The sequence below is a fragment of the Fibrobacter sp. UWP2 genome, from assembly GCF_900141705.1.
Taxonomy (GTDB): Bacteria; Fibrobacterota; Fibrobacteria; order Fibrobacterales; family Fibrobacteraceae; genus Fibrobacter.
Map to the genome: position 1 here is coordinate 105,945 of NZ_FQYM01000001.1, position 21,302 is coordinate 127,246.

Genomic DNA, 21,302 nt, shown 5'->3' on the forward strand with positions numbered 1-21,302 from the left:
TTAATATTCTCTCACTAACCAGGTACTTCACTTAGCCAAAATTTACGTATATATTTTATAAAATCAGGGATAGCGGTGTCGTCGCCCTTCGTAATATTATCCCGAATCTTGCCAAGACGACCCGACTTGTCAGCACCTCTTGCCCATTCGGCGATTTCTGTAATCTTTTCAGAATCGTCCCATATTCCATCATCAGCCATATCAGTTGATATTTCTGTCAAAAGATCCACGAACTCAGCCTCGCTCCTGTCTCCCTGAAGTAAAATGGTAAGAGCAAGTAATTTGGCATCATTTTCGCCATCCCCAAATATATACATAGATTCCGCATCATCTGTGCCGGTCGTATCTATGTGAAATTGGTTTAAAATTTCACAGAGTGCCGCACGTTTAGCCTGCTTAAACGTTTTCTTTTCTCTTGTAACAAGATAATAAACACGTTCAAGTTCCAAGTGCGTCAAAACATTCATATTCGCCTCGCTACGCTTACGCATATCCGTCATCCCAGATAAACTAATTTGTCCATCCGAAATACGTCCCGACACAGGATTTCTATAGAAGCCTCTAAAACGAAACTTCGCATATTGAGAAACCAAGTCTCTTGCCGCAAATTTGTAAAAACCGTAATCACGAGTTACCTCTCCGATCTGGACAACACCTGTCGTCTTCAAGGTTTTACCATCACTGAGTTCAAGCAACAAAACTTCTGATCCCTTCAGAAAAAATCCCTTTCCCAAGAAATCAACCGCAGCGTTTTGAGAAAGTGTATCCGGTTTTTCTGCACCTTTCAACGGAACCGTTAAGGAAACTTCCCCACAAATTAGCGTATACGCGGAATCCGTAAGATCAACAATGGAACACCCCCTGCTTTCATCGCCCTTCTCGCCAGTATCCCCTTTCTCGCCTTTTTCGCCAGTGTCGCCCTTTTCGCCCTTCGCACCATTCAACACAACACCGATGCTGTCGCCGTTGCAGACAATCTTGAGCCCGCTCTTGTCGGCAAGTTCTTCCGTAGAGCAACTATAGTCTTCGCCCTTCACATATACAGTATCCTTGCTGCCTTTTACAACAACCGTATCCTTGCCGCCCTGAACATAAACAGTATCGATTTTGCCCGAAAGAGAAATCCATTTTTCATCGGAGCAAATACGAGCAGAAGACTCGCCCTTCACAAAAGCCTGTGCACCTTCGTTCTCGGCACCGCATTCTGGCAAATCCTTTTCTGCGGAGACAACATCCATGCCGACCTGATTGACCTGCGTGATGTTTTCCGTAGTACTTTCATCGCATGCTGTATAGAAAAAGATGAACAGGAGTCCTAAAACAAGCTTTCCAAAAGACGCCATATTGTTACCTCAAAATCCATCGCATCTTAATTTATGTTATTGCATACAAAAAATCAATAGGCACTAGGCTGCAACAGCGCCAAATACGCCCCAAAAGCAAAGAATCCCGGCGTAAAGGCCGGGATATGCATATTGTATTTTACACCATTCACTATCGCGCGCGGCGCGGCAGTTCAGAAGCATGCTTTTCGAGCCACACGGCATCTTCGAGTGCACGTTCGGCCTCGGTGGCCCAGTCAGAATCGGGGAACTGCTGAACCACTTCACGGTAGCGCGTCACGGCGCTGTGGAAGTCACGCATTTCGCGGTAGATGTTGCCCATCTGGAGCATCGCGAAGTAACGCTCGTCGGGGCTGATCTCCGTATCGAGCAGGGCCTTGTACATCTGTAGGGCGGCCTCGAAGCTCCCCGCCTTAAAGAGCATGTTCGCATTGGCGATAGAGTTGCCTTCCGCCGTGGCGGCCTGCGGTTCCGCCTTCGGTGCTTCAACTACCTTGGGCGTATCTGCAACGGGGGCCGGTTCGGCTGCCGCGACTGCCTCGGCAGGGGTTGCGCTATCCTGGACCGCAGGGGCGTTGAGTTCCGCCAGGCGGTCCTCGGCGGGCTTGCGGAAACGTCCATCGGGAGCGGCCTTTTTCAGGTAGGCGGCGAGGGATTTCTTTTCCAGCTCCTTGCGGTTGGTCTTCTGGTAGACCATGGCGAGGTAGTAGTTGGCGTCGTTACCCTGTTCCGCGTAGGTCAGGCCCTTCTTCAGGTTGAACTCAGCCTTGTCGAACTCGCCCATTTCGTAACGGGTCACGCCGGCATAAAAATAGGCACCCGCATGCCCAGGCTTTTTCGAAAGCACTTCGCGCCACAGCGGGGCGGCTTCTTTGTACTTGCCCTCGGCGAGCAGCGCCTTGCCCTTTTCAAAGGGGTCCTCGCTTGCCGCGGCGGGTTCCGCTTTGGCAGGTTCGGCCTTGGGCGCCTCGGCGACCTTAGCGGGCTCTTTGACGGGCTCCACCTTGGCGGGTTCTGCAGCTTTCGCAGGCTCTGCGGCAGGAGCGGGTTCCGCTTTTTGCACTTCGGCAATCTTCTTGGTCGGCACGGCGGGCTCCGCGGCAGGTGCGGGCTCCGCAGCCTTGGCCTCGGCGACCGGCTCTGCGGCAGGAGTCGCCTCTGCAGCGACTTCCTCGGCAGGCTTGTTCTTGGGGTCCTTCATGCGTTCGGCGTCGGCCTTAGCCTTTTGCCCCAGCAGCTCGTACACCTTGGCGGCCCCCTCGTAGGCGGCGCTCATGGACGCGTTAAACTTGTATGCAAGACGGTAGTTGGCAAGGGCGCCACTGTAATCCTTCATCTTCACGCGGACTTCGGCGGCGGCAAAATAGGCGTCGGAATTCCTGGGGTCCTCCGCCAAAATGGAGCGGTATTCGCCCAGCGCCATGTCGTATTCGCCCTTCGCCTCAAATCGGGCGCCCTGCTCCAAGCGCGGGTCGGCGGCAAGCGAGCTGGAAATTCCAAAGAGACAAGCCAAAGCAATCGCAGAAATCCGAATATTCATGTTTTAAATGTAGTAAAAAGTCCAGGGAGAAATGGCGAAAAAAAACAAACCCTCGATACAATCGGGGGTTCGTTTTGGAGGATGTTTAAACGTTCCGAGCGAACGGTCTTATTACATCATGCCGCCCATGCCACCCATGGAGGGGTCCATGGCAGGCGCTGCCGGCTTGGGTTCCTTCTTCTCGGTCACCACGCAGTCGGTGGTAAGAATCATGGAAGCGATGGAGGCCGCATTCTTGAGGGCCGTACGAGCGACCTTAGCCGGGTCGATGACGCCAGCCTTGATGAGGTCTTCGTAGGTGTCGGTCTTCGCGTTGTAACCGAAGGCGTCCTTGCCTTCCTTCACCTTGTTCACCACCACAGAACCTTCGAGACCGGCGTTCTGCACAATCTGGCGGAGCGGCTCTTCGATGGCGCGGCGGATGATGGCAGCACCAGTCTTCTGGTCGGCGTTGTCGAATTTGAGAGCATCAATGGCCTTCTCGGCACGGATGAGGGCAACGCCACCACCCGGAACAATGCCTTCTTCGACGGCAGCACGGGTTGCGTGCATGGCGTCGTCGACGCGGTCCTTCTTTTCCTTCATTTCGACTTCGGTAGCAGCACCAACCTTGATCACGGCAACGCCGCCGGCAAGCTTGGCCAGGCGTTCCTGGAGCTTTTCGCGGTCGTAGTCGCTGGTGGTGGTTTCAATCTGCTTCTTGATCTGACCGATACGGCCCTTGATGGAGGCAGCATCACCGGCACCTTCCACAATCGTGGTGTTGTCCTTGGTGATGGTGATGGACTTGGCCTGGCCAAGGACGGTGACCGGAGCGTCTTCGAGCTTCGCGCCCGTGTCTTCGGAAACCAGCATACCGCCAGTGAGGATAGCGATGTCTTCGAGCATGGCCTTGCGACGGTCACCGAAGCCCGGAGCCTTGACGGCAGCGACCTTCAGGGTGCCACGCATCTTGTTCACAACCAGCGTTGCGAGAGCTTCGCCATCGACGTCTTCGGCGATGATGAGGAGAGACTTGCCCTGCTTTGCCACGTGTTCGAGCATCGGGAGCAAATCCTTCATAGTAGAAATCTTCTTGTCGTACAGCAAGATGTACGGATTCTCGAGGGAGACTTCCATGCTGTCGGTGTTGGTGACAAAGTACGGAGAGAGGTAGCCGCGGTCGAACTGCATACCTTCCACCACGTCGAGCACCGTGTCGGCGGTCTTGGATTCTTCGATGGTAATCACACCGTCGTTGCCGACCTTTTCCATGGCGTTGGCCAAGAGGTCGCCGATTTCGGAATCGTTGTTGGCGGAGATCGTCGCCACCTGGGCGATGTGCTCCTTGCCGTTAATCTTCACGGCCATCTTGCCGATTTCGTCGATGACGGCGTCAACGGCGGCGTCCATACCGCGCTTGATGTCCATGGGGTTTGCACCGGCGGCCACGTTCTTGAGACCTTCGCGGGTAATCGCCTGAGCGAGGACCGTTGCGGTAGTGGTACCGTCACCAGCGGCGTCGTTCGTCTTGTTCGCGACTTCCTTCGCCATCTGGGCGCCGAGGTTCTCGTAAGCGTCCTCGAGTTCAATTTCCTTGGCGACGGTGACACCGTCCTTCGTCACGTTCGGGGCGCCAAAGGACCTGCCGAGCATAACGTTGCGGCCCTTGGGGCCGAGGGTGACCTTGACTGCGTTAGCGAGCTTGTCTACGCCCTTCATGAGGGCTTCACGTGCTGCCACATCAAACTTCAATTGCTTTGCCATTTTGTTTTTCCTCTTTTTTATAAACTTTTTTGATTAGAGCGTCGCGATGACGTCCGGTTCCTTCACGATGAGGTAGTTTTCGCCATCGACGGTGACTTCGGTGCCGCTGTACTTGCCGTAGAGCACCACGTCGCCCACCTTGACTTCCATCGGGACAATTTCGCCCTTGTCGTTCTTGCGGCCCGGGCCCACGGCCACGACCTTACCCTGCATGGGCTTTTCCTTGGCGTTATCCGGAATGAAGAGTCCCGAGGAGGTCTTCTGTTCGGCTTCGGCCGGCTTGACAACGATTCGATCTGCTAAAGGCTTGATCATTTTTTTACCTCTTGTTTGCGGGCTTTTGGGTATTTTGCCCTTTGTTTAAACTTTGGTCCAAATTGGACTGCCTTGTTTTCGCCGCTAAAACAGCAAAAGCCGTGCCAAACCAGTATTATGGCGAATATTGGCAAGGTTTTTGCACTAGGGCAGGTAGAGAGACGCCGAAAAAACACCGCCTTTGTTTCATTTTGAAACAAAGATGCCGCTCACGTTTCAAAACGGAACCATTCTACAGTATCAGCAGAAATACGACCGCAGAGTCATCCCTACAGCACCCACAACACACTATCCTCCCCACGAGAACAAACTACCTGAAGCGTTTAGGCCGTCCGCGACGACCTCGCCCAGTCTTTTTTATGTACTCCGAGGGATTTGACGGTTCCGCCGCCAGCCGGTCCAATTTTTGACTTTCTGCTATGTATATCGAATCGAATTTCTCCGACATCATGGCGGGTGAAAGTCCCATGCCCCTGGCTAAAGAACAGAAGTTTTCGAAAGACGGACAACGATGACCGGACTCCAGCATCGATATGAACTGACGGGTCAAACCCGACTGTAGCGATAGTTGCTTTTGTGTAATCAACGTTTCCTGCCTTACGCGCAAGACCAACTGTTGGAAAGCCTTGCAGAACAAGTCATGATCGTAAGTCATGGAGGAAATTTTAACTATAGAGTTGTCGCGACCGTGCAATCAGTTGTTTGCAAAATTGTAAGCGTTTTGTAATATTTTGTTTTTCAACTTTTAGAAACAATAATTTCTCATATAAAAAGCTGGACGAGCTAGTCACCTCGCCCTATCGTCAGTATAAAAGAAGAGCCCCCCCCTTTACGAGGGGAGCTCTTCTTTCTGCGGGTGCCAGGACTCGAACCTGGAGCGGGTTTTAGACCGCACGAGCCTTAAAGCCAACTTGAACGTCACGTTGGGCTCGTGCTCTCGCCACCACGACTCGTTAATACGAGTCGCTTGCGGCTCACGGCGATGACCGCACGGGCCTAATTTCTTAAAAATACGCCGGTTATAGGCTCGTGCTCTCGCAACCGCCCCTGTTTAATAACAGGGGCTTTGTTGCTCACAAAGGCCCCAGTTCCTCGTCCTAAATTCGGTATTACACAAAAAGCCCCTCTCTTATCGAGAGGGGCCTTTTCTGCGGGTGCCAGGATTCGAACCTGGAGCGGGTTTTAGACCGCACGAGCCTTAAAGCCAACTTGAACGTCACGTTGGGCTCGTGCTCTCGCCACCACGACTCGTTAATACGAGTCGCTTGCGGCTCACGGCGATGACCGCACGGGCCTAATTTCTTAAAAATACGCCGGTTATAGGCTCGTGCTCTCGCAACCGCCCCTGTTTAATAACAGGGGCTTTGTTGCTCACAAAGGCCCCAGTTCCTCGTCCTAAATTCGGTATTATACAAAAAGCCCCTCTCTTATCGAGAGGGGCCTTTTCTGCGGGTGCCAGGACTCGAACCTGGAGCCTTTTGGTTCGTAGCCAAACGCTCTATCCAGTTGGGCTACATCCGCGAATTGACCCAAATATAGCATTATTGGGGGTATTGTCAAGGGGAAAGGGAAAAATTTTCGCCATTTATTTTCTAAATTTGCGACATTGTTATTCAGCCCTATATTATAAGATGGACAAGCTAAAAAAATACTTATTTATTTGCCTTGACTACCTCAAGGGTATTTTCACCGACAAAAAAGTGATCAAGTGGCTCATCATCTTCGCGATCCCCGTGGTCGCGGGAATCACCGCCGTGGTCGTCACCTACATCCACTTTTCGCCGGAGCTGCCGTCCCTCTCGCAGCTCGAACAAATCAACCCGAAACTCGTGACGAACATCTACGACATGAACGGAAAGATTGCCCACGAGTACTACGTGGAACGCCGCGAATGGACGCCGTTCGACTCCATCCCGCTTGACGCGATTCACGCGGTGATGGCGACCGAAGACCGCGCCTTTTTCAATCACTGGGGCATGAACGTCTGGGCGATCCCGAGCGCCATCATGGAAAGCATCTCCAGCGGCAAAAAACTCCGTGGCGCCTCCACCCTCACCCAGCAGTTGACCAAGCTTTTGTTCCTCACCCCAGAACGTTCCATCTCGCGTAAGATCAAAGAGGCGATGACCGCCATCCGCATCGAGCAAACCTACACCAAAGAAGAGATCTTGGAGTTCTACATGAACGAGGTGTACCTCTCGGGCGGCAACTACGGCTTCCAGGCCGCAGGCAAGTTCTACTTTGGCCACTCGCTCGACAGCCTCACCATCCCGCAGTTCGCGGTGCTCGCTGGCATGCTGCAACGCCCCGAGGCCTACCGCCCGGATCGCCACCCCGAGGCTAGCCTGGAACGCCGCAACACAGTGCTCTACGCCATGTACGACGCGGGCTACATCACCAAGGAACAGTACCACGAGTACGTTAACACGCCCATCACCCTCGCCGAAAAGGAAGAGGACACAGGATCGGGCCTCTACTTTTACGAAGAAATCCGCAAGTACATGGAGAAAAAATACGGCGAGAACTCCCTCTATGCCGACGGCGTCTCCATCAACTCGACCATCGATCCCGACATTCAGGAGTTCGCCGACAGCGTCGCCCGCGTGCAGGTCGAAAAGGTGCGCCGCCGTGTGAAGTACCGCGCCACCCGCAGGCTCCAGCTCACCAAAAAATACAACATGAAAGAGGACAGCGTCGTCGCCCACTTTGACAGCATCTACGCTGACTTCAAGAAAAACTACCTCGCCAAGGACACGAACCCAGACCTGACCAAGCGCAGGTTCCCCGACAGTATCCAGTACCACCATCCCGAAATTGCCGCCATCATCATAGAGAACCAAACGGGCGCCATCCGCGCCATGGTGGGCGGGAGCGACTTCAACAAGTCCCGCTGGAACCGCGCCGTGCAGTCTTTGCGCCAGCCGGGATCCAGTTTCAAGCCCATTGTTTACGCAACAGCCATGGACAACGGAGCCTCCCCCTGCGACTCGGTGAACGATCAGCCGGTGACGATTCCCGACCCCGACGACAAGAACCCGAACAAAGTCTGGCGCCCGGGCAACTTCGAACACGACTTCGAAGGCATGATGACGCTCCGTCGCGCCCTCTACCGTTCCAAAAACCTCCCCGCCATTTTGACCGGTATGAAGTACGGTTTGAACAACGTTGTCAACTATGCGCGCAAGTTCGGCATTGTGAGGGCACCGTTGCTCCCGGTGCCTAGCCTCGCCCTGGGTTCCGTAGGCGCGACGCTCATGGAAATGACTTCTGCCTACACGGTGTTCCCCAACGGAGGGAACCGCATTGAACCATACATGATCGAGTCGATTGTGGACCGCAACGGCGAAGTCATCGAAAAGAACACGAAGGTCGAGCACGAAGTGCTCCGCCCGGCATCGGCCTACATCATGGTCGACATGCTCAAGGACGTGAACATCCGCGGTACGGCGGCTCGCGTTTGGGCGAGCGGGTTTACGCACCCGAGCGGCGGCAAGACCGGAACCACCAACGATTACACCGACTGCTGGTACATCGGCTTCACCAAGCAATACACCATGGGCGTGTGGGTCGGTTCCGACAGCCCGGGCACCCTGGGCGCGGGCCACACCGGCACCGAGGACGCCCTCCCCGTTTGGATGGCTGTGATGAAGGAACTCCACAAAGACTTGCCCCGCAAGCCGTTCCCGGTGCCAGGCGGCGTCGTGAGCCGCGGCATTTGCAACCACACAGGCAAACTCGCCGGGGAATTCTGCTCCGAAAAAACGTACTGCCTCTACACGGCGGGTTACGCCCCCGAAGAGACCTGCGATGGCAACCACTTTGAAGTGCGCACCAAATCCGCCGACGACGCCACCCTGTTCAGCAACAAGGGCGCAAGCGAAAGCAAGAGCACGGGCGGTTCCGGCGGAGCTGCCAAAAAGACCCGCAAAATGTTCTAGCGTTTAATTCCGCTATAAAAAAGACCTCCACCACGAGGTCTTTTTTTATGCCTAAAAAACGCGTCAACCCCTTTATTTTAAACGAATTAGGGCATATTTATGCCCTTAACAAAAACATATTTTTTTGCTATCTTTACGCCCATTATGGATTGGCCGCGCAACATAAAAACACTCACGACGGACGAGCTCAAAGCTTGGCTCCGTGAAGTGGGCGAAAAAACCTACCGTGCCGACCAAATCCAAAAATGGCTTTTTTGCCAGCAGGTGCGAACCTGGGACGAGATGTTGAACGTCCCCCCCGCTCTCCGTGAAAAATTGGCAGCCCAGTTCAGCATGCGAGCCCTTACCGAGAACCAAAAATCGGTGAGTGTCGACGGCACCATCAAATGGCTATTCGAGACCTGGGACGGGCATCACATTGAAACGGTGATGATCCCCGCCAACGGCAGGTTCTCGGTCTGCGTATCGACCCAGGTGGGCTGCGCCATGAACTGCGCCTTTTGTCGCACCGCCAAGATGGGATTCACGCGCAACCTCGAGGCGGGCGAAATTCTCGAAGAAATCCTGAACGTCAACTGGCATCTCAAGGACTCGGGAGTCCTCGACGAAGAGGGCAACATCGCGCAGGTGACGAACATCATCTTTATGGGCATGGGAGAACCTCTCAACAACCTCGAGAACGTTCACCGCGTCTGCTGCACGCTGCACAACCAAAAGCTCTTTAACATGGGCGCAAAGCGCATGACCGTGAGCACCTCGGGAGTCGTCCCCAAGATCAAGGACCTTGTGGACCGCAACACACCCTGCTGCCTTGCGGTAAGCCTCAACAGCACAAACAACGAATACCGCTCCTCTGTGATGCCCGTGAACAAGACGTGGCCCATAGAGAAACTCCTGGAAGCGGTGGACGAGTACATCCGCCGCACCGACAACTACGTGACCTTTGAATTCGTCCTGATCCAAGACATCACCTGCACGCCCAAGGCGGCCAAGGAGCTCATCCGCATTTGCGCCCCCCGCCGCGTGAAGGTGAACGCCATCGTACTAAACGACGGTGACGACCCGACGCTCCACGCGCCGACCCCGGAACAGGTCGAAGATTTCCTCGCCCTAGTGCGAGCAGCCGAAATTCAAATAACGATCCGCAACCCCCGTGGCAGGGACATCCTCGCCGCGTGTGGGCAACTAGCGTACAAAAAGGAAGGTAAAAAATGTTAACGCAAAACCTCCCGGAATTCTGGGACAACCTCTATGCCGACGGCAAGGATTACTGGAATTTCAAGAAGGCGACACCGGCCCTGCTTGAATTTTTCAAGCATCCCTCCTGCCCCGCTACCGGCACAGTGCTGATACCGGGCGCCGGGTTTGGCTACGATGCCGAAGCATGGGCTTTGCGCGGCCACGACGTGCTCGCCGTGGACTTCGCCCCCACCGCCGTTGACGAACTGGACCACCTGAGCCGCAAGCACAAGAACCTGCGCTCCCTCGACCTGGACTTGTTCACGCTCTCCCCCAAGGACACAAAGCGCGGCGGTCAGCAATTTGACATTGTTTACGACTACGGCACGTTCTCGGCAATCCACCCAGGGCGTCGCGACGAATTCTTTGAAGTTTGCTACAAGATGCTCAAGGACGAAGGACTTTTCATTTGCCTCATGTACCCGCTGATGAACGGGAAGTCCCTGCAGGGGCCTCCGCACTGCACCAGCGAAGGCGAGCTCATGGCCCGTCTCGACGGCGTCTTTGACATTGTCGAGCGCATCCCCGTGAAAGAGAGCTTCCCCGGTCGCGAAGGCAAGGAAGAGTTCTGGCTCATGAAGAAAGTCGTGTAATGCAATGTAAAATGTGTAATGTGTGGGGGTGACTAAAACTTAAAACTGCCGCATAGAAAGAAAATCATAAAGATTGCTATTTTTCTTGGCAAACACTAGGTTTTTCTCAAAGCGAGCAACGCAAGCGACCTCACTCCTCAAACCTCATACCTAACAAGGATTAAACTATGTCTAAAGATTTATGCCCCTGCGGAAGCGGAAAAGAATACGGCGAATGCTGCGAACCCATCATCAAAGGCACTGCTCTTGCTTCGTCCCCCGAAGCCCTGATGCGCTCCCGCTACACCGCCTACGCCAAGCACGAAATCAAGTGGCTCAAGGACTCCCTCGAAGCCACCCAGCGTGACGACTTTGACGAACCGAGCGTGGACGCCTGGAGCCGCGAATCCGAATGGCTCGGCATCGAAATCAAGCAGACCAAGACTGAAGAAGAAAAGAATATCGGCTGGGTCGAGTTCATTGCCCGTTTCAAGCAGGGCAACATCACCCGCAACCACCACGAGCTGGGCGAGTTCCACAAGGTGGGCGGCGCTTGGTTCTTCTACGACGGTCGTGCCGTGAAGCAGGAAACCGTTCGTCACGAAGGTCCGGTGGTCGGTCGTAACGACCCGTGCCCGTGCGGATCTGGCAAGAAGTACAAGAAGTGCTGCGGCGCTGGCAAGTAAGGAATAAGAGATGTTCAAAGTTTTCGTAGATGGTGAAGCAGGGACTACAGGCCTGCAGATTTATGAGAGACTCGCAAAGCGCACCGACATCGAAGTGTTGCGTATTTCTCCCGAACTCCGCAAGGATACCGCCGAACGCAAGCGACTCATCAACGAGTCCGACGTGACGTTCCTTTGCCTGCCCGACGCTGCGGCGGTTGAAAGTGCAGCCCTCTGCGAAAACCCGAACACCCGCGTGATTGATGCCTCCACGGCGCACCGCGTGAACCCGGCCTGGACCTACGGCATGCCGGAACTCAGCCCCGCACAGCGCGAAGCCATCGCGAAAGCCAAGCGCATCGCGAACCCCGGCTGTCATGCCTCGGGCTTTATCCTGGGCGTTCACCCGCTGGTTGCCGCCGGCATTTTGCCGAAGAGCGCAAACCTCGCCGCCTACAGCATCACCGGTTACTCTGGCGGCGGCAAGAAACTGATTGCCGAATACGAAGAAGCCGCAGCCCTTTCGCATGCCGCCGGCGAATCGAAGGCCATCATGGCGCCCGCCCCGTACGCGCTTGCGCTTGCCCACAAGCATCTCCCCGAAATGAAGAAGTACTGCGAACTCGATAACACGCCGTTCTTCAACCCGGTGCTCGGCCCCTACTACAAGGGCATGGCGGTGACCGTCGCTATCTTCGCGAATGAACTCACCAAGAAGGTCGGCCCCGAAGGCCTCACCGAAATCCTCGCCAAGCATTACGAAGGTTCCCGCTTTGTGAAGGTGATGCCCTATGAAGCAGCCCCCGTGCTGTTCAACGGCCGCCTTGACGCCACCGTCTGTAACGATACGAACAACGCCCGCATCCAGGTGTTCGGCAACGAGAACGTAATGCAGGTGACGACGATTATCGACAACCTGGGCAAGGGCGCCAGCGGCGCCGCCATCCAGAACATGAATATCGCCCTCGGGCTAGACGAAGGAATCAGCCTTTAATGTTTTTAGACGAAAAATCAATCGAAGTGCGTTCCGGCAAGGGCGGAGACGGCATCTGCAGTTTCCACCGCGAAAAGTTCGTACCCCTGGGAGGCCCGGACGGCGGTGACGGCGGGCGCGGCGGCCACGTGATTCTCCAGGTGAACGAGCAGTACTCCACGCTCCTCGACATGGGCAACGCACGCCTGTACAAAGCCGGCAACGGCCAGCCGGGTGGAGCGAAGCGCTGCACCGGGCGTAGCGCCGAAGACCTCGTCGTCGATGTCCCGCGCGGCACAATCGTCAAGGATTCCGACGGGCGCATTCTCGCCGACCTCACGCAGCCGGGCCAGAAGTGGATTGCGGCGCGCGGCGGCAAGGGCGGCATGGGAAACCAGCATTTCGCCACCCCCAAGATTCAGGCTCCGCGCAAGTGCACGCCCGGCGAAAAGGGCGAAAAGCGCGAACTCTTTTTGGAACTCAAGCTCATGGCAGACGTCGGCCTCGTCGGGTTCCCGAACGCAGGCAAGTCGAGCCTAGTCCACAAGATTTCGAGCGGACGCCCCAAGGTGGGCGACTACCCCTTCACAACGCTCGAGCCGGTGCTCGGTATCGTACAAGTGAACGGACATAGCTTCGTGGTCGCCGATATTCCGGGACTCCTGGAAGGGGCAAGCGAAGGCAAGGGCCTGGGCCACCAGTTCCTCAAGCACATCGAGCGCACGCACACTCTTTTGTTTGTCATCGACGGCTTTGCCGAAAACGCCTACGAGCAGTTCAAGGTCCTGAAGGACGAACTCAAGGCATTCCACCCCAAACTCGCCGAGAAACCCTTTGTGGTAGCCCTCAACAAGGACGATCTCGGGATAGAGGCCGCCATCAAAGAATTCAAGAAGCACAGACAAAAAGTGGTGGTCACTTCGGCCCTCACGGGCGAAGGTTGTGTGGAATTGCAGCAAATCCTCGACGAAATGGTGCCCCACAAGCAGAAAAAGACAGTCGGATGGGCCAAGAAGGGCTAACCCTTTTACCGAATTTTTTGTAGTTTTAAAAATATGGCAGGAAAAGCGAACATCACCAAAAAGGATATCGTCGAAGATATCGCGCTGCGAACTGGCCTCACCCAGGTGCAAACAAAGACGATTGTCGAAAGTTTCTTGGACACCCTTGTGAACGGCTTGCTGCAGGGCAACAACGTGGAAATCCGCGGTTTTGGTCGTTTCAAGCTCAAAGAGCGCAAGGAACGCACCGCCAGGAATCCGCGTACCGGTGAGTCCGTTACAATCAATGCCGGCACCAAGCCCGTTTTTGAAGCCAGCAAAGATTTGATTAAGTCTTTAAACGATGTGCTGGAAGCCGCCGAAAAGGCGGCGGCACCTGTCAAGAACGATGCCTAAAAAAGAACAGAACACCCCCGTCATCCAGAACCGCAAGGCCAATCACCTTTACTTTGTAGACGAAACCTTCGAGGTGGGCATCATGCTCATCGGTTCCGAAGTCAAATCCATCCGTGACGGCAAATGCACCTTGGGCGAAGCCTGGGTCGACATCGACGAGAACAAGGACGAACTGTGGCTCGTGGGGGCGCACATCGACGAATACCTTTTTGCAAACCGGTTCAACCACTTCCCGGCACGCCGCCGCAAACTCCTCGCCCACACGCACGAAATTCAAAAAATGCGCAAGGCGAAGGAACTCAAGGGTTGCACAATCGTCCCCCTAAAACTTTACTTTAAAAACCGTTACGCGAAACTTGAAATAGGAATATGCCGAGGCAAAGATCAAAGAGACAAGCGACAGGACATCATCAATCGGGAAGCCAAGTTGGAAATCGCCCGCATTGCCAAGGCCCGTCGCTGATTATAGCATTGCTCTTGATGGTCGGCTGGGCTCTCTGTTTTGCCGACGTCAACGCCGTGGATGCCGAAGCGTTCGCCAAAAAGGCGGGCGCGTCGTTCCACTGGTTCCCCGTGCAAAAGACGTTCATTTTGGTGACGGCGAAGGACACCGCAAAGTTTGCCGTGGGCATTCCCTACGCTGCGGTCAACGGCAAGGCGATTGACTTGATTGCAAGCCCCGCACTCGAGGACGGGCATTTGTGGATTGCCGAAGACGATGCGAACAAGCTCTTCAAGGCGAGCTCCCCCACCAGTTCCGCGGCGACGCTTTCCAGTTCCGCGGCGGCATTGAGCGGAGCGACCTCCAGTGTTGCGACTTCGAGCGCCTCGGTGTCGAGCACTGCGGCTTCAAGCACCTCCATGTCCGTTGCAGTCAAGGCACCCAAGAACGAGACCGCGGGCACCCGCGAAGTGAAGACCATCGTCATTGACCCGGGGCATGGCGGCAAAGACACCGGCGCCCTCGGCAAAAAAGGGCAAGAAAAGGACATTGTGCTCGCCGTCTCCAAACTCCTCAAAAAGGAACTCGAAAAGGAAGGCTTCAACGTAAAGCTCACCCGCGACAAGGACGTGTTCATTGAACTCGGCCAACGCGCGAACCTCGCGAACCAGTGGGACGGAGACCTCTTTATCAGTGTACACTGCAACGCCATCGACGCGACGCCCGAACGCAAAAAGCAAATCCACGGTTTCCACTTTTATGTGCTGCGTGCGCCCGAGAGCGAAGAGGACAAGGCCATTGCCCGCCGCGAAAACAAGGTGGCGACACTCTACGGCGAAAAGAACGCCAAGGAGGAACTCTCCCCGCTCGAGTGGTTCAAGCTGGAGGCTCGCCTGGAGAAGTACAAGCAGAACAGCTACATGTTCACCGAGGAACTCCTGAAGAGCTTTGACGGCGGCAAAATCACCCGCCAGGGCGGCGGCGTCGGTGGCGCCGGCTTCATGGTCCTCGTGGGCGCGATGATGCCCGCCGTACTCATAGAGCTCGGGTTCATCAGCAACATTGACGACGAAGCCTACATGATGACGGACAAGGGCCAAAAGGACCTCGCCTCGCGCATTTCAAAGGCGGTCGCCAACTACAAGGGTGCAGTACACAACTACCGCGAAACCCTGGGTAGATAAACGCTTAGAAAAATGTCGGGCTAATTAAGCCTTTTCGCCCTTGTCAGAATGGCAGGGGCATTCACCGTCTTCGCAGGGGCAATGGTAGCAGTCACCCGTCTCGGCGTAATCCTTGCCGCTCCAGCAGTACGTGCAGAGTTGTTCCGCCGGGAGGCCAATCGCATGCACCAAGTCATCAATGCGCTGGAAGGCGAGCGTCGTCAAGTTCAGGTTCTTGCGGATGTACTCGACCATATCCTTGTATTCTTGGTTATCGGGATTGGTGTACTTTGACAAGTCGGCGTTCTCTCCTTCGCGTTCGCGAATGTAGCGGCGCGTAATGAGATCATACTCGCTCTTGGAACGGGAGAAGTTGATGAACTTGCACGGGTAAACCAGCGGCGGGCAGGCAATGCGCATGTGGGTCTCTTTACAACCAAGCGAATAGAGCTTGGCGGCCTGCTTACCGAGCTGCGTGCCGCGCACAATGGAGTCGTCGCAAAACACCAGGCGACGGTCCTTGATAAGTCCCGGGACCGGGATGAGTTTCATGGAGGCGACGTGTTCGCGCTGGCGTTGGTCCTGTGGCATAAACGAGCGTGCCCAAGTCGGCGTATACTTTACAAACGGACGGGCGAACTTCATGCCTGCCTCATGGGCATAGCCCAATGCGTGGGACGTGCCGGAATCCGGAATACCGGCGGCGGCATCCGCCTCGGTAGGAGTGCGCTTGGCGAGGGCGCTACCGCAACGGTAACGCGTCATCTCGACGTTGCGGCCTTCGTAGCTCGAAGCTGGGTAGCCGTAGTAGACCCAGAGGAACGAGCATATCGCCATCTTCTTGCCGGGTTCAACCAAAGTCGTGTCGCCTTCGGGAGTGATCTCGGCGACTTCGCCGGGGCCGAGGTCGCGCACATGGTCGTACCCGAGGTTCGGGAGGGCACAGCTCTCTTGGACGGCTATCATCGAACCGTCCTTTTTGCCAAGGATAATCGGAGTGCGGCCCCACTTGTCGCGGCTGGCATAGAACTTGCCGGTGCTGTCGACAAGCAGCACAGAACAGCTGCCCTTCACCCTATCTTGTACGTACTTGAGGCCTTCGACAATCGAGGGCTGCGTCGCAATGAGTGCCGAGACAACCTCGGTCGGACCGACCATCCCGCTTGTGGTCGAGTACTGGAGCTGCATGTAGTTGTTCTTGAAAAGTTCGTCCTTCAGTTCTTCGATGTTGCTGATGAGACCGACTGTCACAAGCGCGAAAGTGCCCAGCTTGGAGCACATCACCAGCGGTTGCGGATCGGTATCGGAGATGACTCCGATGCCAACGTTGCCAGAGAACGAGGCCAGGTCGTGCTCGAACTTGCTGCGGAAAGGAGTGTTCTGGATGTTGTGGATGGAACGATGGAAGTTCCCGTCGGCCTTCAATACGGCCAAGCCACCGCGGTGTGTTCCCAAATGAGAGTGATAGTCGGTTCCGTAGAACAAGTCACAAACGCAATCGTTCTTGGATACAACTCCGCAAAATCCACCCATATATGTCTCCTTGGCTATAGGTCTACAAAGCGACCATAAAATAGAAAAACTAGAACGTTCCGTATAGGGATTTTTTTGCGTATAAAAAACTCCCGGAGTCGTTCCGGGAGTCTTTACGAAGATAAATCTTCGTAAGTCATTTACTAACAATAATTTGAATTATGCGTCAGCAGCGTCCATGTCGGCTTCGTCGATTTCGGCGTTGTGGTAGACTTCCTGCACATCGTCGTGATCTTCGAACTTGTCGATGAGCTTGAGGAGCTTCACCGCGTCGTCGTGGCCGAGCTTGACCGGGTCGTTGGCGACGTAGCTGAGTTCGGCGCTCATCATTTCGATGTTCGCAGCTTCAAGAGCCTTGGAAACGGCATCGAATGCTTCCGGAGAGGTGGAGATTTCATGCACACCGTCTTCGGTGGACATGTCTTCGGCACCGGCTTCGAGCACGAGGTCCATCACCTGGTCTTCGGGGTACTTCTCGGCGTCGACGATAATCACGCCCTTGTAAGTGAAGGCCCAGGAAACGGAACCGGATTCACCCATGGAACCGTTGTTCTTGTTGAAGATGTTGCGGATTTCGGCAACGGTGCGGACCTTGTTGTCGGTCATGCACTGCACCATGATGGCGATTCCGCCCGGACCGCGTCCTTCGTACATCGGTTCCGTCATTTCGGTACCGGAGTTGGCACCGGTACCCTTGGCGATGGCGCTTTCGATGTTCTTGGTCGGGAGGCTCTGGCTCTTGGACTTAAGGATGGCTGCACGAAGACGCGGGTTGGCGTCGGGGTTGCCACCGCCGAGCTTGGCGGCAATGGAGATTTCCTTGATAAGCTTGTTCCAAGCCTTGGCACGAGCAACGTCGGTTTTGGCTTTCTTACGTTTGGTGGTGGCCCATTTAGAGTGACCGGACATAGATTACCTCGAATATTCAGGTTTTCGATTTAGGTGAAACTTTTGATTATCTCTTGTTCATTCTGCAACGGCGCTTTTCTTTCACAGAAAGGCTCGGGTCGTCGCATTCATCTTCTTCGACGGACTTTTTCTTCTTTTTCTTCTTTTTCTTCGGAACGTCGTCGTCATCTTCGTCTTCGTCGTAGGATTTTTTCTTCTTTTTCTTTTTGACGACCGGAGCCTCGTCCTCATCATCATCGGCCTTGGCCTTCATGCGGGAACGGCGGCTGTCATCAGCACCCATGGTTTCCTCGGCATTGGACTTGGACTTCTTTTGCATGGACTTGAGCTTTTGCTTGTCCATGGGGTTCGCCGAAGCCTTGGTAATGGCATTGTCGTACTTACCGTGCCAAATATCACCCAAAAGAGAACCCGAAGAAAGGGCGTCCTTCAAAATGCCCTGCGCCCAGTCGTCGTTGGCAGGCGGCAGCAACTTGAACTTCAAGTTGCGAATAGACGTTGCTTCCTCTTCAAAATAAAGCATCATCTCGAAAAGGCCGACATTGTACTCTTTGTTGTCGGTACCCGTGGCCGTCTGGTCCACGTAGGCAAGCACGGCGTACACATCGCCGTCAAAGAGGGCGTTGATGAGCAATTCCGGGTCACCGTTAGGGGCGCGAACCTCACCAATGGCCTGGAAAGCCCAAGGGGCGGCTTCCACCTTAAGCGAGAACTTGTGGTAGCCGTGTTCCGCGGGCTTCAACTTGAGCAAAGCACCAGAAAAAGCCTGGAACTTCGGCTTAATCGAACCTTCCTGAGCGTAGCCTGCCATGGCGAAGGCAAGCACGAGCATCATGAGAATCTTCTTCATTTTTCCATTCCCTTTTATTTTTTAGTTCTTGTAGAACAAAGCTTTGGCGGCTTCAAACATCGGATCCTTTTCGTCAGGGTTGCGGCACTCCGTGTAAATACGGACCTTGGGTTCGGTACCAGACGGACGCACGAGCATCCAGGAATCGTCCTCAAAGATGACCTTCACGCCGTCGAGCGTGAGGAGCTGCTTCACCGTCTTTTCCTTGTCGCCGACCATGACCTTGGCACCGGGCTTGGCAATCTCGGCGACAGCGTCGACCTTGGCCTTCAAGGGCGCGCCCACGAGGGACTTGTCCACCTCGAAGCCCGAACGCGTCGGGTAGAAGCGACCATATTCTTCGTAGAGGGCGTCGAGGTATTCACCCAGGTTCTTGCCCGTGGTGGCCATGATTTCGAGGGCCATGAGGAGACCGAATTGGGCGTCCTTCTCGAGGGTGTTGTTGAGGCCCGAAATGCCGTCGGATTCTTCGAAGGCGACAAGCGCCTTCTGTTTGGCATTGCGGCTGAGCCACGGGCGGAAGTTCTTGAAGCCCACCGGGGTTTCCATCACAGGCACACCGAGCTTTTCGGCAATGATGTTCACAAAGTTCGAGGTTGCGACGGACTTCGCAACGACTCCCTGTTCCTTGCGCCAGGTCGCCATGTAATGGAAGGCGATGGCTCCAAACTGGTTCATGTCAATTTCGCGCGTGCCGTCGTAGAAGCGAATGCGGTCACCATCGGGGTCAAAGATGGCGCCCAGGCGGAACTCGCTCTTGCTTTCGTCCAAAACCTTGCGGACTTTCTCGAGGTTCTTGCTCGAAGGTTCCGGAGCAATGCCGCCAAAGAGGCTGTCGTCTTCATTACGCAAAGTGATGAGGCATTCCGGATTGTCGAGAAGAGCGGCCGGACGACGACGGGTGGACCCGTGCACGTGGTCGCACACAAGCGTGAGACGCCCCTTCTTGATGAAGTCCTTGATGCGGGCGAACTTGATGGTGCCCTGCTTGATGAGGAATTCCTTGTAAATCTTGAGGGAGTCGATGATTTCCCAGTCCACCTTGGCCACCGGTTCGAATTTCCAGGTCGCCATCATCTCGTTAGAGAGCTTGGTAATGACGTTCGTGATTTCCGGACCTGCAGGACCGCCGTCGGCCGGGTTGAACTTGATGCCGTTGTAGTGGCTCGGGTTGTGGGAGGGCGTCATGTTGATGGAGCAGGCGGCACCGAGCATCTCGATGCAGGCGGAGAACTCCGGAGTCGGCATTTCGCCGCCGTAGTAGACCTTCACGCCGGCCTTGGCGAACTGGTCAGCGACCGCTTCACAAAATTCATGGCCCAAAAGGCGGTTGTCGTGGCCCACGACCACGCCGCGCTTCTGCAGTTCGGCAAAATCCTTGACGCCGAGAGCTTCAAAAAGTTCAGGAGTCGCCTCGCGATAAAGACGCACAATGGCGGCGCCCACCACCTGGAGGTTGCGGAGAGTGAATTCAGAGCCAATTTCGCCGCGCCAGCCGGAGGTACCGAAGCTGACCTTAGCCGGTTCCTGGGAGGTAAGAGCGACCTGCTTGACCTGTTCAACCAGGTTCATATCGGTTGCCAGGTTGAATTCGGGAGCCTGAATCTTTTTCCAAATCTGAGTGATCGTTTCCATGGAGGTTCCTATAGATTGTTGTTTGCGGTTCAAAAATAGAATATTTCTGTGCATTTGTTTTGACATTTATGTATTTTTAGCCCATGCAAATAACTAACGCTTCTCAACTTACTGGTGTTTTCCCCGCGTTGTTCACACCCCTTAAGAACGACGATCACAAAAACCTTCGCAATTCCATCGATTTCAAAAAGATGGGCCAGATGATCGACGATGTTATCGCCGCTGGCGCAAGCGGCGTCCTCCCGGCCGTGACTACCGGTCAGAGTGCGACCGTCTCGCCTCAACAGCATTTGGACGTCATCAAGTTCACTCTGGACTATGTGGACGGGCGCGTGCCCGTGATTGCCGGTGCTGGTTCCAACTGCACCCGCGAATCCATCGAGATGATCGAAAACGTTTTGAAAATCGCCCCGGTGGCTGTCCTCTGCGTGACAGGCTACTACAACAACCCCCCGCAGGAGGGTCTGCTCAAGCATTACCAAACCTTGAGCTCCGAGACGGGCGCCAAGATCGTCATTTACAACGTCCCTGGCCGCACCTCGAGCTACGTACACCCCGACACCCTCATCGCCCTTGCCGAAGACAAGAACATCATCGGCCTTAAGCAGGCGGTGGAATTCGGCTTTGGCGAAAAGTTCCACGAAGACACGATGCGCGTTATCAAGGAAACGAAGGGCAAGGACTTCGCCGTGATGAGCGGTGAAGACGGTCTGTTCGCAGACCTCCTCGAAATGGGCGGCACGGGCCTCATCAGCGCTTCGGGCAACATCCCCGAAGCCTGCAAGACCTTCGTCGACCTTTACAAGGCTTATGCCGCCGGCGACAAGGAGAAAGCTCACGACCTGCAAAAGGCCGCCCGCGACTACATCGAAGCGACCTTCTGCCGCAAGAACCCGATTCCGCTCGGCACGCTGTTCAATAGCCCGCTGTTCCAACCGCTGGTAAGCGTGAAGGACACTGCCCACGGTGACGAAGCGGTCGCCCGCATCATGAAGCTCATCGACGAAAAGGCACCGAGCCTAAAGAAGTATCACGCATAGTT

The 21,302-nt window shown here is 55.1% G+C and carries 19 protein-coding genes and 1 tRNA gene; 10 read left to right on the forward strand and 10 right to left on the reverse strand.

Annotation, left to right across the window (positions count from 1 at the left end; translation table 11 throughout):
* Positions 1-14: 14 nt before the first annotated feature.
* The 6 genes from BUB55_RS00440 to BUB55_RS00465 all read right to left on the reverse strand — a co-directional run bounded on the left by BUB55_RS00440 (position 15) and on the right by BUB55_RS00465 (position 6,465).
* The gene (locus BUB55_RS00440) at positions 15-1,343 is read right to left on the reverse strand and encodes a hypothetical protein (protein WP_073187221.1); all 1,329 of its coding nucleotides are present in this window, start codon (positions 1,341-1,343) and stop codon (positions 15-17) included.
* Between the two features lie 151 nt (positions 1,344-1,494).
* Positions 1,495-2,883, reverse strand: a complete 1,389-nt coding sequence (locus BUB55_RS00445; protein WP_073187222.1) for a tetratricopeptide repeat protein — start codon at positions 2,881-2,883, stop codon at positions 1,495-1,497.
* 111 nt (positions 2,884-2,994) lie between these two features.
* Complete coding sequence (groL, locus tag BUB55_RS00450; RefSeq protein WP_073187224.1) at positions 2,995-4,629, reverse strand: chaperonin GroEL; 1,635 nt, start codon at positions 4,627-4,629, stop codon at positions 2,995-2,997.
* Positions 4,630-4,662: 33 nt separating this feature from the next.
* Positions 4,663-4,944, reverse strand: a complete 282-nt coding sequence (gene groES / locus BUB55_RS00455; protein WP_072809723.1) for a co-chaperone GroES — start codon at positions 4,942-4,944, stop codon at positions 4,663-4,665.
* Positions 4,945-5,254: 310 nt separating this feature from the next.
* Positions 5,255-5,599 (reverse strand): helix-turn-helix domain-containing protein, encoded by a 345-nt coding sequence (locus tag BUB55_RS14710; RefSeq protein ID WP_143152819.1) that lies wholly within the window; start codon positions 5,597-5,599, stop codon positions 5,255-5,257.
* Positions 5,600-6,391: 792 nt separating this feature from the next.
* Positions 6,392-6,465, reverse strand: a tRNA-Arg gene (locus BUB55_RS00465).
* A 110-nt stretch (positions 6,466-6,575) separates the two neighbouring features.
* Here BUB55_RS00465 and BUB55_RS00470 point away from each other — a divergent pair.
* From BUB55_RS00470 to BUB55_RS00510, 9 genes are all read left to right on the forward strand, one after another.
* Entirely contained in the window at positions 6,576-8,882 is a 2,307-nt protein-coding gene (locus BUB55_RS00470; RefSeq protein ID WP_083596798.1) for a penicillin-binding protein 1A, read from the forward strand.
* Positions 8,883-9,026: 144 nt separating this feature from the next.
* Positions 9,027-10,100, forward strand: a complete 1,074-nt coding sequence (gene rlmN / locus BUB55_RS00475; protein ID WP_073187227.1) for a dual-specificity RNA methyltransferase RlmN — start codon at positions 9,027-9,029, stop codon at positions 10,098-10,100.
* Positions 10,094-10,714, forward strand: a complete 621-nt coding sequence (locus BUB55_RS00480) for a methyltransferase (protein ID WP_073187229.1) — start codon at positions 10,094-10,096, stop codon at positions 10,712-10,714. The genes rlmN and BUB55_RS00480 overlap by 7 nt, the downstream gene beginning before the upstream one ends.
* A 167-nt stretch (positions 10,715-10,881) precedes the next feature.
* Positions 10,882-11,379, forward strand: a complete 498-nt coding sequence (locus BUB55_RS00485; protein WP_073187230.1) for a YchJ family protein — start codon at positions 10,882-10,884, stop codon at positions 11,377-11,379.
* Positions 11,380-11,389: 10 nt separating this feature from the next.
* A complete protein-coding gene (gene argC, locus BUB55_RS00490; protein WP_073187232.1) occupies positions 11,390-12,352 on the forward strand; it encodes an N-acetyl-gamma-glutamyl-phosphate reductase in 963 nt (320 codons plus the stop codon).
* Positions 12,352-13,353: a GTPase ObgE gene (obgE, locus tag BUB55_RS00495; RefSeq protein WP_073187233.1), complete on the forward strand. Its 1,002-nt coding sequence runs from the start codon at positions 12,352-12,354 to the stop codon at positions 13,351-13,353. The genes argC and obgE overlap by 1 nt, the downstream gene beginning before the upstream one ends.
* Positions 13,354-13,386: 33 nt before the next feature.
* Positions 13,387-13,728, forward strand: coding sequence for an HU family DNA-binding protein (locus BUB55_RS00500; RefSeq protein ID WP_073187235.1), 342 nt, complete (start codon positions 13,387-13,389; stop codon positions 13,726-13,728).
* Complete coding sequence (gene smpB / locus BUB55_RS00505; RefSeq protein WP_073187237.1) at positions 13,721-14,191, forward strand: SsrA-binding protein SmpB; 471 nt, start codon at positions 13,721-13,723, stop codon at positions 14,189-14,191. Before BUB55_RS00500 ends, smpB begins: the two co-directional genes overlap by 8 nt.
* Before the next feature lie 17 nt (positions 14,192-14,208).
* A complete protein-coding gene (locus BUB55_RS00510; RefSeq protein WP_073187239.1) occupies positions 14,209-15,354 on the forward strand; it encodes an N-acetylmuramoyl-L-alanine amidase family protein in 1,146 nt (381 codons plus the stop codon).
* 24 nt (positions 15,355-15,378) lie between these two features.
* On the opposite strand, the gene BUB55_RS00515 is transcribed toward BUB55_RS00510, so the two are convergent.
* The 4 genes from BUB55_RS00515 to BUB55_RS00530 form a co-directional block, all read right to left on the reverse strand.
* On the reverse strand, positions 15,379-16,866 hold the full coding sequence (locus BUB55_RS00515; RefSeq protein ID WP_073187241.1) for an amidophosphoribosyltransferase: 1,488 nt from the start codon (positions 16,864-16,866) through the stop codon (positions 15,379-15,381).
* Between the two features lie 159 nt (positions 16,867-17,025).
* A complete protein-coding gene (locus tag BUB55_RS00520) occupies positions 17,026-17,775 on the reverse strand; it encodes a YebC/PmpR family DNA-binding transcriptional regulator (protein WP_073187242.1) in 750 nt (249 codons plus the stop codon).
* A gap of 46 nt (positions 17,776-17,821) precedes the next feature.
* Positions 17,822-18,625 carry a hypothetical protein gene (locus BUB55_RS00525; protein ID WP_073187244.1) on the reverse strand — a complete coding sequence of 268 codons (804 nt, stop codon included), beginning with the start codon at positions 18,623-18,625 and terminating at the stop codon, positions 17,822-17,824.
* Positions 18,626-18,646: 21 nt separating this feature from the next.
* Complete coding sequence (locus BUB55_RS00530; RefSeq protein WP_073187246.1) at positions 18,647-20,260, reverse strand: phosphohexomutase domain-containing protein; 1,614 nt, start codon at positions 20,258-20,260, stop codon at positions 18,647-18,649.
* Between the two features lie 83 nt (positions 20,261-20,343).
* On the opposite strand from BUB55_RS00530, the gene dapA reads away from it, so the two are divergent.
* The gene (dapA, locus tag BUB55_RS00535; RefSeq protein WP_073187248.1) at positions 20,344-21,300 is read left to right on the forward strand and encodes a 4-hydroxy-tetrahydrodipicolinate synthase; all 957 of its coding nucleotides are present in this window, start codon (positions 20,344-20,346) and stop codon (positions 21,298-21,300) included.
* Positions 21,301-21,302 lie beyond the last annotated feature (2 nt).